Here is a 15,962-nt window from a genome sequence, read left to right on the forward strand (position 1 = left end):
GATTAACCGATGAAACAGTTTAACGATTAAACATTTTAAATGAAAACACATTTCATCGCCATTGGCGGAAGCGCAATGCACAATCTGGCATTAGCATTACATAATAAAGGATACCAAGTTACAGGAAGTGACGATGCAATTTTTGAACCTTCAAAATCGAGATTGGAGAAAAAGGGAATTCTTCCGGCAGAAATGGGTTGGTTTCCAGAAAAAATCACTTCAGATATTGACGCAATTATTTTAGGAATGCATGCAAAAGCAGATAATCCTGAATTATTAAAAGCGCAGGAATTAGGTTTAAAGATTTATTCATATCCTGAATTTTTATACGAACAATCTAAAAATAAAACGCGTGTTGTAATTGGTGGTTCTCATGGTAAAACAACGATTACTTCAATGATTCTACACGTAATGCATTACCACAATATTGCGGTTGATTATATGGTTGGCGCGCAGTTGGAAGGTTTTGATACTATGGTGCATTTGACTGAAGAAAACGATTTTATGGTTTTGGAAGGAGATGAGTATTTATCTTCACCAATTGACAGACGTCCGAAATTTCATTTGTATCAGCCAAACATCGCTTTGATTTCTGGAATTGCTTGGGATCATATTAATGTTTTTCCAACGTATGAAAACTATGTAGAGCAGTTTGAGATTTTTATCGAGAAAATTACAAACGGCGGAATTTTAGTTTACAACGAAAATGATCCAGAAGTAAAACGTGTTTCTGAGGCAGCAACAAATCCGATTAGAAAAATAGCTTATTCAACTCCAGAATATTCTGTAAACGATGGTGTAACTTTATTAAAAACTCCGGAGGGCGATATGCCAATTGAAGTTTTTGGAGCACACAACTTAAATAATTTGGCTGGAGCAAAATGGATTTGCCAAAATATGGGCGTTGATGAAGCAGATTTCTACGAAGCTATTGCAAGTTTTAAAGGCGCATCTAAACGTTTAGAAAAAATTGCTGAAGGAAAAGGAAAAGTAGCTTATAAGGATTTTGCGCATTCACCAAGTAAAGTGGCTGCAACAACAAAAGCGGTAAAAGAGCAATATCCAAACAGAACTTTAGTCGCTTGTTTAGAATTGCATACTTATAGCAGTTTAAATGCGGAGTTTTTGAAAGAATATGAAGGTGCTTTAGAATATGCAGATGTTGCTGTTGTTTTCTATTCTCCAGATGCTGTTAAAATTAAGCAATTGGAAGAAGTAACTTATGAGCAAATTGCTACTGCATTCAACAGAAAAGATTTAATTATTTATACCAATCCAGCTGAGTTTAAAGAATATTTGTTCAATTTAAATTTAGATAATTCTGCACTTTTATTAATGAGTTCTGGAAATTACGGAGGCTTAAACTTTGATGAGGTAAAAAGTTTGATTAATTAGAATATTAGTCAATTAGATAATTTGCCGATTGTTTTTACAATCGGCTTTTTTATTTAAATCAGTATTTTTTTTGAAAGATTTTTCTTCTTTTTTAAATATCTTCGCTTCTTAAATTTATTATTATGGAAGGAGGACATTTTGCTATAAAAAATTGGTCTGATGATGACAAGCCTCGAGAAAAACTGATGCTCAAAGGAAAAGAGGCTTTGAGTGATGCCGAATTATTAGCAATTTTAATTGGCTCAGGAAGCCGCAATGAGTCTGCGGTTGCATTAAGTCAACGGATTTTGGCTAGCACAAAAAATCTAACTGCCTTAGGAAAGATGTCAATTTCTCAATTGATGAAATTTAAAGGTATAGGTGAAGCAAAAGCTGTTTCAATTGTTTCGGCTTTAGAGTTGGGTAGGAGGCAAAGAATAGAAGATGTTGAAAAAGTTAAAAAAATAACTTCAAGTAAAGCTGTTTTTGATATTATGCAACCCATTATTGGGGAACTTCCACATGAAGAATTTTGGGTGCTTTTTCTTAATAATTCTAATAAAGTAATTTCCAAATCTCAATTAAGCAAGGGAGGTATCGCTGGAACAATTGTAGATATACGTTTAGTTTTTAAATTGGCATTAGAAAATGGTGCTACAGGCTTGATTTTGTGTCATAATCATCCTTCTGGAAGTTTAGTTCCAAGTAGTGCCGATAAACAGATTACGAAGAAAATTAAAACAGCAGGAGAAATTTTAGATGTTAAAGTTTTGGATCATGTTATTATAACTGAATCAAAATATTATAGTTTTGTAGATGAAGGAATTTTTTAATACATGAATACCAATATTACCGACATCTTTTTTGATTTAGATCATACACTTTGGGATTTTGATAAAAACTCAGAAATGGCTTTTGATCGTATTTTTAAAAGTAAATATCAAGAAATCGTTACTCAAGATTTTATTAGAGAATATATTCCGATCAATCAAGAATGTTGGAGATTGTATCAGAATGATAAAATTACGCATCAAGAATTACGTTATAATCGTTTGAAGTTTTCTTTTGATGCTTTGAATTATGTTATTTCCGAAGAGAATATCTTGGAAATTGCCAATGATTATATTGAGTTTTTGACCGATAACAATTATCTCTTTGATGGGGCAATCGAAGTTTTGGAATATTTAAAGCCAAAATATAAACTTCATATCATTACAAATGGATTTGCTCACGTGCAGGAAAAGAAAATTAATAATGCTTCGCTTGGAGGTTATTTCAGCACTATTACAAATTCGGAGCTAGCTGGGGTTAAAAAGCCAAATAGTATTATATTTGATTATGCATTAAAATTGGCTAATACTTCAAAAGAAAACAGCATTATGATTGGAGATGATTTTGAAGCCGATGTAAATGGCGCTTTAAATGCTGGTCTAGATGCTATTTTCTTTAATGAGAAAAAAATCAATGTTTCGGAAAACTATAAACAAATTAACCATTTATTAGAACTAAAAAAATATTTATAATGATGAGAATTAAATTTTTATTTGCTGCACTTTTATGTTCAGTTGTTGGATTTGCACAGTCTATTAATGATTACAAAGCTGTAATTATTCCTTTGAAATATGAGTTTATGAAGACTGATAATCAATATCGTTTGGCAACATTAAGTAAGCAAAATTTGACTAAAGCTGGTTTTGAAGCTTTTTATTCAAATGAGCAGCTTCCTGATGGTTATACTGATCGTTGTCAGGTTTTGTATATTGATGTAGTAAAAGATAATGCTTTCTTGGTAACTAAGCTTATAGTGAACTTCAAAGATTGTTTTGGTCAAGTTGTTTATACTTCAGAAGTAGGAAGAAGTAAAGAGAAAGATTATGATGTAGCTTACAAAGAAGCATTAGATAATGCTTTTAAGTCAGTCTTTACTTTGCATTATAAATATAGCGGTAATCCAATTGCAACTTCAAAAACACCAGCTCCTACAAAAACTGTTGCAGCGACAGCAGTTACTACTGTTGCAGCGACACAAATTGTTACTGCATCTTCGCCAGACTTAAAAGATCCAAATTTACTATATGCTCAACCAACAGAATCAGGTTACCAATTGATCGATAAAACGCCAAAAGTGGTAATGAAACTTTTCAAAACTTCACAACCAAATGTGTACATTGCGAGCAAAGATAATGTTCAGGGTTCTCTAATCTTAAAAGGAGATGGACAATGGTATTTTGAATCTTATCAGAATGATAAATTAGTTTCAGAAAAAATTGTAGTTAAGTTCTAAATATAAAATTTGGTTTAATAACCGTATTTATCTTTCCAACGGTTCTTTAAAAATTCGCGGGTACTGTTCTCTCTAGAATTGTTTCCAGGATTGTAAAGAACCGTTTGTTTTATTGCATCTGGCAAGAATTCCTGTTCTGCAAAATTATTGGCATAATCATGCGAATACTTATATTCATCTCCATATCCTAGTTCTTTCATTAATTTGGTAGGAGCATTTCGTAGATGTAAAGGGACAGGTAAGTCTCCAGTTTGTTTTACCAATTGCTGTGCATTTCCAATTGCCATATATGATGCATTGCTCTTTGGCGAAGTAGCCAAATAAATTGCGCACTGACTTAATATGATTCTGCTTTCTGGATATCCAATAGTCGTAACGGCTTGAAAAGTATTGTTGGCCATTATAAGTGCTGTTGGGTTGGCATTTCCAATATCTTCGCTAGCTAGAATCAGCATTCTTCTAGCAATAAATTTTACATCTTCTCCGCCTTCAATCATTCTTGCTAGCCAGTAAACGGCTCCGTTGGGATCGCTTCCACGTATTGATTTTATAAATGCAGAAATAATATCGTAATGTTGCTCGCCAGTTTTATCATAAAGAACTGTGTTTTGCTGTACAAGCTCTAAAACACGATCATTTGTTATTGTGATTTCGTCTCCTGCAGAAGCATTAACAACAAGTTCAAATACATTTAGGAGTTTTCTTCCGTCACCACCTGAAATTCGTAATAGCGCTTCTGTTTCTTTTAAATTTATCTTTTTTGTCAATAAATAGGAGTCAGTTTTCATTGCACGCTCTAAAAGTGATTCTAAATCGGCTTTTGTAAAGGCATTTAGTATGTAAACCTGGCAACGTGACAATAATGCAGGAATTACTTCGAAACTTGGGTTTTCAGTTGTAGCACCAACCAAAGTTATCCAGCCTTTTTCTACAGCGGCTAAAAGTGAATCTTGTTGTGATTTACTAAATCGATGAATCTCATCAATAAATAGAATAGGGTTTTTAGCAGTAAAAAGTCCGCCGCTTTGTTTTGCCTTATCAATAACATCGCGAATGTCTTTTACGCCAGAGTTTATGGCACTTAAAATGTAAAAAGGTCTTTTTGATTCTTGAGCAATGATTTGAGCCAAAGTTGTTTTTCCTGTGCCAGGAGGCCCCCAGAAAATCAACGAAGGAATTATTCCTTTTGAAATTTGCTGTGTTAAAGAACCAGTTGGTCCAACCAAATGTTGCTGGCTTATATAATCTTCTAATTTCTGCGGACGAATACGCTCTGCTAAAGGTGCTTCCATATTACAAAATTACTATTTTAAGATTTAAATTTCATTCATTCAAAAGTTAAAACAGTTCGTAGAAAGAAGGATTGTTCTGATTTGAGACATTTTTTTATCTTGATATGACAAAATATCAGTAAATTATTTTTGGATAGTTTTTTGAGTTCTATTAGGTGTTATTTTCTAAAAATATGAGCGACACTAATTTTAAGTTTTCAAATTCGGTTATTGGACTTCCATTATTTTTTGTCCTTTTTTTATGGGTTGTATATTGGCTTCAAATACGTTTTGATTTTGATTTTTATCGATACGGAATTTATCCTCGAGATTTTTTAGGACTTCGAGGTGTTTTGTTCAGTCCTTTTATTCATGAAAATTTAGACCATTTATACAATAATAGTATTCCGCTTTTAATATTGCTGGCAGCGATGCAATTTTTTTACCCAAAACAAACTTTTGGAGTTATTAGTTATGGTATTCTATTTTCAGGGTTGATTACTTGGGTTGTAGGAAGAGAAAACTTTCATATTGGTGCCAGCGGATTAATTTATGTCCTAGTAAGCTTTATTTTCTTTAAAGGCATTCAAACTAAATATTATAGACTAGTAGCTTTGTCTTTAACTGTCATTCTACTGTACGGCGGAATGATTTGGTACGTTTTTCCAGATGTTGATCAGTCTATTTCTTGGGAAGGGCATTTAGCTGGACTTATTACGGGTTTTGTGCTTTCATTGTTTTACAAAGCACCCGAATATGCCAAACCAATTGTTTACGATTGGCAGCGTCCAGATTTTGATCCAAACAGTGATCCGTTTATGAAGCATTTTGATGAAAATGGAAATTTTGTTGTTTTTCCTAATGAAGAAGAAGATGATAATTTGGGATATTTTTTGTCTAGCCATCCAGTGAATTACATTATTACCAAAAAAGAAGAACAAGAAGAGGAAGAAAACTGATTAATAATTTCTTTCAGATAAAAAGATTAAATTTGTTAGATAACAAGTTAATTTTTGTGCATTATGAAGAAAATGAAGTTTTTAGTTTTGTTCTTATGTTTTGTTTTTAATGTAAAAGGTATTGCTCAGTGCGAAATAAAAAATAGGGTACAGGCAGATGGGAGTATGGTTTATTTTTTTGAACCTGCCGTATTTTATACTACGAAATCAAAATCGTTAAAAATTAATATTGTTACCGACAAAGAGCATTATTTTGTTGCATTGCAACCTATGCCATTTCCTGAAAAGAAAGTTGGAAAAAAAATAAAAGATGATTTAATAATTCATCTTGCTGATAGCAAAACATATAAGTTGGTTCATTACGATACACAATATCGACGTAATGATTCTATAATGCAAGTTCTTTATTTGATTGATGATAAAGATCTCGATGCTTTTTCTAATTATGAAGCTGTTAGTGCAGAAATCAATATGCAGGGGACCGAATTCATTAGAAGCTATAATTTTAAACTTCACAAAAATGCTATTGTCGAACAGCTTAAATGTTTTATAAAGAAAGAAGAAAATTAAGTTATTCCTCATCTTTAACTTCAGGATGTTTTTTTGCTTCGATTTTCTTTTGAAGATTTCTTAAAAGATTATTGAAAGTTATAGTAAGTGAAGCTGCATTAGTTGTCTGGTTTCCACTATTTCGTGGGAGATATTCATTGCAATAGGTTAATTCTACCTGAAAATCATCCGAAAACAAATAGCCGGCTCCAATATTGAATCGATTCCTGTCAAAGAAACTTTCGCCTGTAACATTTGCTCCAGATTTAAAATAAACTTCATCTGAAGCAATTGCATATACAACACCACTTCTTAATATCTTACTATTGATTGGCTGTATATATTTAATTTGCTGACGATATCTAAAAACATTTTCATAATCATCATCTTTGTTTTTCATATGACGGAATTCAGTACGCATTCTTGTACTTAAAGTATATCCAGTTTTATGAAAATAGTAAATTCCTTGGAGAGCAAATCGTGTTTCGGGAGACTCAAATTGACCTATTTCGGGAACATCCCTATTGTTGAAATACGCTATAAAAGCCGAGAATTTCCATCTTGGAGAAAAGTAATAGTGTCCCCAGCCTCTAATGGATCTTTGTATAGTGTTTTCGAATAAGTTTGGTGAGGATTCAGTGCTGCTGTAAGCTGTGGCGAAATCTATTTCAGTAGCCCATTTTTTGCTAATAGTTTGGTTAAACTGAATTTCATTCCAAAACTGATTATATGTAGTATTTTGTCCGTAGCTGTTTGTAATTAATAAAATTACAAACAGACATCGGAATATTATAATTTTTGATTTTGAATTAGATTTTGAAAGCATTAATTAAAGGTATTTAATTATTTCATTCGCATCTTAATCTTTCAATGTATTTTAAGTTCTTTGTCGAACGGTTTCGTATAGAAAAGCACCACAGGCCACAGATACATTTAAAGATCCAATCGATCCAAACATAGGTAGTTTTGCTTTTTCATCTACTATTTTTAAAACTGAAGGGTTAATTCCTCGATCTTCAGATCCCATAATAATTGCTAATGGTTCTGCCAATGATATATCATATATGTTTTGATCTGTTTTTTCAGTTGCCGCTACTGTTTTGATTCCAGAGCCTTGCAGATAAAAGATCGCATCTTTTATGTGTTCAACTTTGCAGATAGGCACATTAAATACGGCTCCTGCAGATGTTTTAACAGTGTCTCCATTAACTGGGGCAGAACCTGCCTTTTGTATAATGATTCCGTTCACGCCAGTACATTCTGCTGTTCTAATAATAGCACCAAAATTTCTAGCGTCAGATATTTGATCTAAGATAAGAAAAAGCGGTTTTGCACCAGACTCAATTGTAGATTCAACCAGATGTTCTAGATCGATAAAACCAATAGGGGAGATGGTAGCTACAGCACCTTGATGATTGTTTGGAGTTAGACGGTTTAGTTTTTCTACAGGCACATAAGAGAAGTTAATGTTTGCACGTTTCATCACCTTCATTAAATCTTTCATAAGCTCACTAGAAATCTCTTTCTGAATGAAAACTTTGTCTACTTCTTTCCCTGCCTGAATTGCTTCTATTATGGCTCTAATGCCAAATATTTGATGTTCTTTTTCCATTGGACAAATATAGGTATTATGTTATATAAAAAAAAACCACCCCAAATTAATGGGATGGTTTAATATTAAAGTACCTAGATTAAAAAATCTTAGTATTCATCTTCTAAGAAACCTGTTCTTCTGTGACCTTCATAAGAGTAAATAACTCCTGGCTCGTTGCTGAACTCAGCTTTAAAACTGATTTTATCAACTGTGTGACCACCTTGAGATTTAGCAGCATCTTTTTCTACTTTACCAGCTGTAATAGTTACAGTTTTAGCATTGTATGAGTTAGCTGCAGCAGTTGCTGAGAAAGTATTATCACTATTAAAAGTAACTTTAACTTTGAATCTCTTAAGACCAGCAGTGTTATGGTCATCTAACCATAATGTGTTATCATTGGCAGCTGTGTTGTAAGTAGAGAACAAAGCATGATCAATAATTACTGCTCCAGCTGGATTAGTAGTTGAAACATACCAGTCACCTGCTAGAAATTCTGCTGATGTTCCTCCTGGATTTGTGTCTCCCACTTCGTCACAAGCTACGAATGACGTAAGTACAAGGATCGCTACAAGTACACGTGTTATATTTAGTTTTAATTTTTTCATTTTAATATTTTTAAATTATCGTGTAAATATTCTTTCAGCTGTACCAAATACTGCTGAAGCATAAATAACCCATTTCCAGTTGTTTTTGTCTGTTATGGTTCCAATATTACTTTCTGCAGAAATTCCTGATTTAGAAGTATTTTCAGCATAAGGTGCGTAAATCTGTTTGTCATCGATGTTATAGAATTCCAATGTAATGTAGTCATTAGGAACGTTATAACCTGTAGCATTATCACAAATGTACTTTCTGTCAGCTAACTTTTTAACGTTATTAACATTCGCACCTCTAACAAATGTACCTTCTAAATTAATCGTACTAGGTTTGTTGCTTAATACAACAACTGTACGTGTTACAGTAGCTGGAAATCCGTCACTGTTTAAAGCTGAATAGTTAATTTTGTATACAGTTGGTTTACTCGTGTCTACTGAACCGCTAGTCGTTACTTGTAAAGGCTGTCCGTTTGCTTCAGCATCAACACCTTTTTCAGTGTAAGTATCTCCCTGTGTTAGTACAACAAGTGCATCTCCATGCATAGTTAAGTTCGGATAGTAAGTAACTTTTGAAACATTCGCAGTTGAATCACCATCACAAGCAGTAAATAATAATCCTGAAGTTAGGATTACCATTAGTTGTATAAATATTTTTTTCATGATCTAATTTTTATTAGTTAACATCCCACCAAACTTTGTCAGTGATTAGTTTCGCTGCCGGTGCATTTGGATTTCTTGTTGTTACAACGTTTGGTAATACAATTCTTCTTGGGAATACGTTACCAGTTTTAGTTTCAACTGCAATTGCCAATTGTCCAGGAATATATAATTCGCTTGATTGTTTAACAGCAGATTCTTTTGGGAATCCTGTTCTGTTTTGCTCTAAGAATGATTCGTAACCATTTCCAGGGAAACTTGCGATCCATTTTTGAGTAATGATAGCTTCAATTTGAGCATCAGTTCCTGTTGCAGGGAATGCATACGCTCCATTTACGAAACCTGCAGCATCCGTTGCAGTTTGTCCCCATCTTACCAAAGCAGCAGTTACACCAGCGTCATATTTAGCTTTTGCACCAGTACCACCGTAGTATCTTGTAAGAGCTTCAGCTTGAAGGAAGTAGCTTTCTTCTTTGCTGATAAAGAAAACAGGTGTTAATGGGCTTAATTGAACTAAAGATAAGTTTGGAACTGAAGTGTTGTTCCAGTCACCTTGATTATTAGGATTACCAGGTTGTGCATAATATTTAGCTAAACGTGGGTCACTATTAAGAGATAGGTAAGAAAACATAGTTTTACTAGCTCTTAGGTTCAAAGTAGTGTTTAACTGTCTTCTGTCAGACTCATAAAGTGGGTTACTTCTATCAGCAGCATCTTCGAATTGAGTCATAGCAGCATCTACATCTAAGAATTGTGCTCCAGAATTAATTAAAGTAGTGATTCCAGACTGAGCAAGAGTTGGATTAACTGCAGTTAATCTCATGTGTAATTTTAACAATAGAGTATTTCCAAATTTTGTCCATTTTTCCATATCTCCTTTGAAGATGAAATCATCTTTACCTGGTTTGTCTCCTACAGAAGCACTTAAATCTTTTGATAAAGCTAATTTCAAATCAGCAATCATTAAATCATAAGTTTCTTTACCTGTATTAAATTTAGGCTGTAAAATGTTAACATTGTTAGCTTCAGCATAAGGAATGTTATCATACAAATCTGTTAAAACTTGTGAACCTTCAACTTCAAGAATTGTTGCCATTAAGTAATAGTTCCAGTTTCCTTCTTTTAAAGATTGAGCTTTTACAGTTCTGATATCGTTTAAAGCATCATACATAGCAGTATAAGCTGCTCCATAGTTGTTTGCTCCGATACTGTAGCTGTCAATATCTCTATATTGGTTAGAAGTTGGGTTTTGTGTCCAAAATTGAGACCAAAAACCACCTATTATAGCGTAATATGATCCTTGTGCACCTGCAAGTCCTGCAATACCAGCAGGAAATATTGTGCTATTTGCTTGTCCAGGAGGCAATGCATCCGGGTCTCTGTTAATGTCAAATGTTTCATCACATGACACTAATAAGAAAAGAGCTGTTATTAATGTTGCTATCTTTTTCATTTTTCTATATTTATTTTTAGAATGATAATTTTAAAACTCCACCTACTGATCTTTGAGATGGGTTAGCTCCAAACTCTCCTAAGTCTGAAAGTACACCTGTACCGTAAGTACTTACCTCTGGATCTACGTAAGGGTTGTCTCCAGGAGTCCACATAAATAAGTTTCTTCCGTAGATACCAACTGTAATTTTGTTTAGACCCATGTTTTTACTTAGTGAAGAAGGGAAATCATAGTTTAAATTTATCTCTCTTAATCTAACAAAAGTTTTGTCAACAATGTGAGTGTTTTCAATCGCTAAGTTACTTTGAGTGTTGTAGTAGTTAGCAACGTTTTCGAATGAAACTGGTGTAGTGTTTTCTACGTATGATACAGATCCATCAGGAGCAACAATTTCATTTACAGAATTTGGTACAATGAAAGGAGCTCTGTCGTTGTAAGTAGTTTCAATACCATTTCCTACGAAGTGAGACAATCTTTTTGTATAAGAATACATTTCTCCACCTTGTTTCCAGTCTAAAGACATTCCTAAGTTGAAGTTTTTGTATTTAAATGTGTTTTGTAAACCCATCACGAAATCACGTTGTGAGTTTCCAATTCTTTGAACTTGAGTTGTGTTTACATCGATTCCTGTAGTAGCACTTACAATTGGCTGACCAGTTGGAGATGTTTTTGTAACTAAAGAGTAGAATGAACCGATTGGTTGTCCTTTTTCTGCTGAGTAAGTTACACCGTATGCAGGTGCTAAGTCAATTCTGTCAAAACCATCAGCTAACTTAGTAACTTCATTAAGGTTTTTAGTGAATGTGTAAGTTAAGCTCCAAGTAAAGTCTTGGTTTTTAATTGGGCTAGCAGTAATAGAAAGCTCGATACCTTTGTTTACGATATCACCAGCGTTGATTGCTTTTTGTGTAAAACCAGTAGATGGATCTAATGGTAAGTTAACGATTAAGTCAGATGTAGTTTTGTGATATAAAGCGATATCATAACTAATTCTGTTTTTGAAGAATGATCCTTCAGCACCAACTTCATATTCAACAGTACTTTCTGGTTTCAAACTTGAATTTCCTAATCTTCCAGAAGCTTCGTAGAAACTTACCCCACCAATTGGAGATGCAAGAATTCCGAAGTTAGCAGCTGCTGATCCTGTAATGTATGAGTTTTCAGTCACATATGGATTTGTATCATTTGCAATTTTAGAAGCAGCAGCTCTTAATTTCAAGAAAGTGTTTCCGTTGTCAATTGCAATAGCACCTAAAGATAATGCTGGGTAGAAATAAGCATTGTTACCGATTGGCAATGTAGATGTAACATCTTCTCTACCTGTAATTGTAGCAAAATATCTGTTTTTGAAAGCAAATTCAGCAGATGCGTAAACAGCTCCAGTTTTTCTTAAAGTATTAGATTGTGTAAGAACTGGTCTTACAGCAGAGTTAGATAGTTCGTAGTAACCTGGAATTCCTAAGTTAGTGATAGAAGCAATCAATCTGTCGCTTTCTCTTCTGTTGTAGTTGAAACCACCTAAAAGGTTTAATGTCCAGTCTTCTCCTAAGTTTGTGTTGTAATTTAAGTTGAAGAATGTATCGAATTCTGAGTATTCAGATCTTGATTCTGTAACACCTCCCACAGTTAAACTTCCTGCAATATCTTGAGGGCTTCCTGGTAAATAGTCTACAATAGCTCCGTGGCTTTTTAATCTTTCAGTTCTAAAGTTACCACCAACTTGCCATGAAGCAGTTAATTTGTCAGTAATTTTGTAGCTTAAGTTAGCATTTCCAAAAATATTGTTTCCGTATATTTTAGTACTATTTTCGTTAATAGTAAAATATGGATTTGAAGCGTAAGGAGTGAAATAGTAAGAAGGAGAGTTGAAAGGATTATTTTTGTAATCTCTCAAATCTACGATACTAATGTCAGTAGGGATTTGTAATAAATCTTGCTGTAATGTAGAACCTTCTCCAGCGTCATCACCTTGACCAGTGTTTACAACACTTTGATCTTTGTAGATATAGTTTAAAGATGTTCTTAAAGTAAGTCTCTTACCTTTTAATCCTCCATTGAATCCAATAGATTGTTTTTTGTATAAATCAGCATCTGTAGGTACAACCCCGTCACTGTTTACATTAGAAAAGATTAAAGAGAAATCTGAAGTATCTCCACCACCACTAAGGTTTACAGATTGTGTAGATAAAACACCAGTGTTGTAGAAATCTCTAACATTATCTTTTAATCCAACGTAAGGTTTAATTTGTTGGCTGTTTTCATAAACAGTTCCCCAAGGTCTAACTTCACCATTGAATTTTGGTCCCCAAGAACCGTTTTCGTTACTAGGTCCGTTTCCTGTGTAACCATGTCCGTTCCATCCTTGTCCAAATTCAGTTTGTTGGTGAGGAACTCTTGCAACTTCACTTAATTCAGTTGAAGCCAATAAGTCTACTTTTATTCCAGAGTTTGCTTTTCCTTTTTTAGTAGTAATGATGATAACACCACCTCCAGCTCTTGAACCGTATAATGCAGAAGCAGCAGCTCCTTTAAGTACAGTCATGCTTTCAATGTTATTTGGATCTAAATCACTTACACCGTTACCAGCATCATATGATCTACTGCTAGATGCAACACCATTGTTACTAGTACCTGTAGATGTGTTGTTGATTGGAGATCCATCAACTACGTATAAAGGTCCAACGTTACCAGTAATAGAGTTCAAACCACGGATGATAACTTTTGTAGCCGCTCCTGGTTGTGATGGAGCAGTGATATCAACTCCGGCAATTTTACCAGATAGAGTTTCAAATGGGTTAGTGTTTACTACTTGAGTAAGCGCATCTGATTTTAAAGTTGTAGTCGCGTAACCAAGAGATTTTTTCTCTCTTTTAATACCAAAAGCAGTTACAACTACTCCTTCAAGTTCTTGTGCTCCTGCATCCGCTAATTTTACATTTACAGTTGAAGAACTTGCTGCTACCTCTTGAGTTTTCATTCCGATGTAGCTAAATACCAAAATTTGGCTTGGTGATACTTTGATCGAAAATTTACCATCAAAGTCAGTTTGTGTTCCCGTTTTAGTTCCTTTAACTAATACACTAACACCTGGTAAAGGCATTCCTGCATTGTCAGAAACTGTTCCCGAAACAGCTCTTTCTTGCGCAAAAGAAAGTTGCGCAACTAGTACTAATAAAAGCACTAAGAATCCATTGAACTTTAGTTTCATTTTTAAATATTTTGAATTAGTCCGACAAAAATCTTAATAATTTGTTAATCTACCTAATTTAAAAAGCTTTTTTTTTAGTTAAATAATGATTTTAGGATGGGATTTTGCTGTTTTATCGATTAAAATCAACTTAAAATTACAAATCCGTAATTTTTAGTGTTAAATTTGATAATAATTAAAAATTTTGTCAAACCCTTAAATGTTAAATTTATAGATGAAGGCTGTTTAAATGTTTTTTTTATAACTTTTGGCCTCGAAAAACAGACAGGTTTACTTCTGAATTTTGTTAAAAAGACCCTGAATCTTTTAATAGACAGTATTAAGAGGTGTGTAGAGTGTTTGTATGCTGTAATGTTGTTTTGAAAATTATACAAAGTTTTAAGGATATTAAATAAGAGTATAACTGTGATTTTCTTTTTAATAGTTTTTAACGTTTTTTTGTTTTAGGGTTCTTGTTAAAGTAAGTTAAATGTAAATTTAAAGTTAATGGACTTTATAAAAAAAGCGATCGCATTATTTGCAATCGCTTTTCTTTACTTTTAGTTTTTTAATTTAGAATTTATCCCAAAATAACTTAGTTTCTACAGCATCACCACCAATTGCAGCACTTGCGTCTGTATAGCTTGCTTTGTTTAGTGACTGCTCGATAATTGGATAAGTATAACGCATTGGGAAACCTGACACAGCATCAGGCGGCGCCACTAAAACTGGAAAATCTAATCTTCTGTAGAAAGACCAGCCTTCAAACGAATTGTTGTAAAAAGCTATCCAGCTTTGAGTTCCTATTTTTTCTTTCCATGTTCCTGCTGCGGTTGCATAGGCGACATCAGGATTTGCTAAGTAGGTTGTAGCGTCAGATTGTGTTCCTCCCCAATCTAAAATAGAAGCGGTTATTGCTGCATTATAGTGTGTTTCAGCATCGCTAGGTGTTCCGTATAAAGATCTTTCGGCTGCTTCTGCTAAAAGGAATTCAGCTTCAGCATAGTCTAGAATTGTTCCTGGAAAGTCTGGAGCCTGGATTGTTGGAGTAATATGCGTTTTTTGTGCAAATGAATTACTTGAACCATTTTCCCCGCCTATGTATTCAATTTCTGGGGTAGATGGGTCGTCCATATTGTTGTCAAAGTATTTCGCGCGTCTTGGGTCGCTCAAATTATTCATCATATCTATTATAGTGCTTGTTGGAACAAAATCTGAACGTCCACTCGCAACAAGATCGACATACAATGGATTAGTGTTTGGTGTCGCTGTAAGATACTTTAGATCTGCATTGTCAAGATTTGACGTGAAAACAAATGGGGCAGCGCTTGATACCGTTGCTTTAGCCAATGCACTTTCTGCTGGAATATCAGAAATGGTTATGCCCATTCTTAATTTTAGGGTATTTGCAAATTTAATCCATTTCTGTACATCTCCTCCGTATATTCTGTCATTGTCGCCAAAACTTTTACCACCAGTGTTTAGTTTAGCTATTGCATTATTTAATCTAGTAATTAAATCTTTGTAGATTGTTAAGCCATCATCGTATTTTGGTGTTTTGTAGTCAAGATTTATAGCTTGAGAATAAGGTATATTTCCAAATGTCTCGACTAATATTGCATACGTATAAACGTTTAAAATTTCTATGATTGCAAGTTTGTTTTGTTTGTCTAATGGATTTTCAGTTAGGCCAAGTGGTGTGTTGGTAATATTTTTGGCACTTTGGTCTAAGTCTTTTAATACATCTTTATACAAAAACTGCCAGTGTTGTTCTGGGATTGTTCTTGTAACTAAGTCATAGTTACTTTCGTCTGTATAAACAGTCTCTGTGAAATATTGATTGATTAATCTTATGATGTTGTTGTTGACATTTGTGTTTGTCATTTGATCGACCAAACTTTTTTGTGCGCTGGTAAATAAGGCTTCACCTGGTACATTAGAAGGGTCTTTAACATTCACATTTAATTTTTCTATATCATCAGAGCAGGACGAGAACGTAACTGCGGTGAGTATGATTATAAATATTTTTTTCATGATT

Annotated in this window: 14 protein-coding genes; 6 read left to right on the top strand and 8 right to left on the bottom strand. The window is 33.8% G+C overall.

What is annotated here, in order from left to right; genetic code table 11:
• Positions 1-39: 39 nt before the first annotated feature.
• From DMA14_RS08810 to DMA14_RS08825, 4 genes are all read left to right on the top strand, one after another.
• The gene (locus DMA14_RS08810) at positions 40-1,395 is read left to right on the top strand and encodes a UDP-N-acetylmuramate--L-alanine ligase (protein WP_111424362.1); all 1,356 of its coding nucleotides are present in this window, start codon (positions 40-42) and stop codon (positions 1,393-1,395) included.
• Between the two features lie 122 nt (positions 1,396-1,517).
• On the top strand, positions 1,518-2,207 hold the full coding sequence (gene radC, locus DMA14_RS08815) for a RadC family protein (RefSeq protein ID WP_111424363.1): 690 nt from the start codon (positions 1,518-1,520) through the stop codon (positions 2,205-2,207).
• 3 nt (positions 2,208-2,210) lie between these two features.
• A complete protein-coding gene (locus DMA14_RS08820; RefSeq protein WP_111424364.1) occupies positions 2,211-2,897 on the top strand; it encodes a YjjG family noncanonical pyrimidine nucleotidase in 687 nt (228 codons plus the stop codon).
• Positions 2,897-3,658 (top strand): hypothetical protein, encoded by a 762-nt coding sequence (locus DMA14_RS08825; protein ID WP_111424365.1) that lies wholly within the window; start codon positions 2,897-2,899, stop codon positions 3,656-3,658. The genes DMA14_RS08820 and DMA14_RS08825 overlap by 1 nt, the downstream gene beginning before the upstream one ends.
• A 14-nt stretch (positions 3,659-3,672) precedes the next feature.
• On the opposite strand, the gene DMA14_RS08830 is transcribed toward DMA14_RS08825, so the two are convergent.
• Complete coding sequence (locus tag DMA14_RS08830; RefSeq protein WP_111424366.1) at positions 3,673-4,950, bottom strand: replication-associated recombination protein A; 1,278 nt, start codon at positions 4,948-4,950, stop codon at positions 3,673-3,675.
• A 173-nt stretch (positions 4,951-5,123) separates the two neighbouring features.
• Here DMA14_RS08830 and DMA14_RS08835 point away from each other — a divergent pair, with 173 nt between their 5' ends.
• The gene (locus DMA14_RS08835) at positions 5,124-5,888 is read left to right on the top strand and encodes a rhomboid family intramembrane serine protease (protein ID WP_111424367.1); all 765 of its coding nucleotides are present in this window, start codon (positions 5,124-5,126) and stop codon (positions 5,886-5,888) included.
• 63 nt (positions 5,889-5,951) lie between these two features.
• Positions 5,952-6,458, top strand: a complete 507-nt coding sequence (locus DMA14_RS08840; protein ID WP_238989936.1) for a hypothetical protein — start codon at positions 5,952-5,954, stop codon at positions 6,456-6,458.
• A gap of 1 nt (position 6,459) precedes the next feature.
• Here DMA14_RS08840 and DMA14_RS08845 read toward each other — a convergent pair whose 3' ends face one another.
• The 7 genes from DMA14_RS08845 to DMA14_RS08875 all read right to left on the bottom strand — a co-directional run bounded on the left by DMA14_RS08845 (position 6,460) and on the right by DMA14_RS08875 (position 15,958).
• Positions 6,460-7,263 carry a DUF2490 domain-containing protein gene (locus DMA14_RS08845; protein ID WP_111424368.1) on the bottom strand — a complete coding sequence of 268 codons (804 nt, stop codon included), beginning with the start codon at positions 7,261-7,263 and terminating at the stop codon, positions 6,460-6,462.
• A 51-nt stretch (positions 7,264-7,314) separates the two neighbouring features.
• Positions 7,315-8,049 (bottom strand): 23S rRNA (guanosine(2251)-2'-O)-methyltransferase RlmB, encoded by a 735-nt coding sequence (gene rlmB, locus DMA14_RS08850; RefSeq protein ID WP_111424369.1) that lies wholly within the window; start codon positions 8,047-8,049, stop codon positions 7,315-7,317.
• 89 nt (positions 8,050-8,138) lie between these two features.
• Positions 8,139-8,636: a lipid-binding protein gene (locus DMA14_RS08855; protein ID WP_111424370.1), complete on the bottom strand. Its 498-nt coding sequence runs from the start codon at positions 8,634-8,636 to the stop codon at positions 8,139-8,141.
• Positions 8,637-8,651: 15 nt separating this feature from the next.
• On the bottom strand, positions 8,652-9,287 hold the full coding sequence (locus DMA14_RS08860; RefSeq protein WP_111424371.1) for a DUF5011 domain-containing protein: 636 nt from the start codon (positions 9,285-9,287) through the stop codon (positions 8,652-8,654).
• Positions 9,288-9,300: 13 nt separating this feature from the next.
• Positions 9,301-10,737 (bottom strand): SusD/RagB family nutrient-binding outer membrane lipoprotein, encoded by a 1,437-nt coding sequence (locus tag DMA14_RS08865; protein ID WP_111424372.1) that lies wholly within the window; start codon positions 10,735-10,737, stop codon positions 9,301-9,303.
• 16 nt (positions 10,738-10,753) lie between these two features.
• The gene (locus DMA14_RS08870) at positions 10,754-13,945 is read right to left on the bottom strand and encodes a SusC/RagA family TonB-linked outer membrane protein (RefSeq protein WP_111424373.1); all 3,192 of its coding nucleotides are present in this window, start codon (positions 13,943-13,945) and stop codon (positions 10,754-10,756) included.
• Positions 13,946-14,497: 552 nt separating this feature from the next.
• Positions 14,498-15,958 carry a SusD/RagB family nutrient-binding outer membrane lipoprotein gene (locus DMA14_RS08875; protein WP_111424374.1) on the bottom strand — a complete coding sequence of 487 codons (1,461 nt, stop codon included), beginning with the start codon at positions 15,956-15,958 and terminating at the stop codon, positions 14,498-14,500.
• Between the last annotated feature and the right edge of the window lie 4 nt (positions 15,959-15,962).

It is taken from the genome of Flavobacterium sharifuzzamanii (assembly GCF_003254585.1).
Classification (GTDB): Bacteria; Bacteroidota; Bacteroidia; order Flavobacteriales; family Flavobacteriaceae; genus Flavobacterium; species Flavobacterium sharifuzzamanii.